1 protein-coding gene is annotated in these 409 nt (G+C 68.7%); it reads left to right on the forward strand.

The genetic code is table 11. The features are described from left to right. On the forward strand, window positions 1–409 hold a 409-nt coding region (locus LG396_RS38965; RefSeq protein ID WP_263980128.1), incomplete at both ends, for an acyltransferase domain-containing protein.

Genomic DNA, 409 nt, shown 5'->3' on the forward strand with positions numbered 1-409 from the left:
CTCGGGTGAGACCGCGGCGGTGGAGGAGTTGCTCGCCCGGTGTGAGTCGGACGGGGTGTGGGCGCGGCGTATCGACGTGGACTACGCCTCGCATGGTCCGCAGGTCGAGGAGATTAGGGACGAGCTGCTTGAGGCCCTGTCCGGTATCAGTCCGGTGGCGGGCTCGGTGGAGTTCCGTTCCACGGTGACGGGTGAGGTGACCGATACCGCGACGTTGGACGCCGGGTATTGGGTGCGGAATCTGCGTGAGCCGGTGCGGTTCGCCCCGGTGATCGAAGGGCTGGCGCAGGCGGGTGCCGGGGTGTTCATTGAGGCGAGTCCTCATCCGGTGCTGGTTGCCGGCATCGGTGACACGGTGGCGGAGGCCGGGGCGCAGTGCGCGGTGGTGGAGACCCTACGCCGTGACGAG

This window comes from Streptomyces aculeolatus, assembly GCF_020400605.1.
Taxonomy (GTDB): Bacteria; Actinomycetota; Actinomycetes; order Streptomycetales; family Streptomycetaceae; genus Streptomyces; species Streptomyces aculeolatus.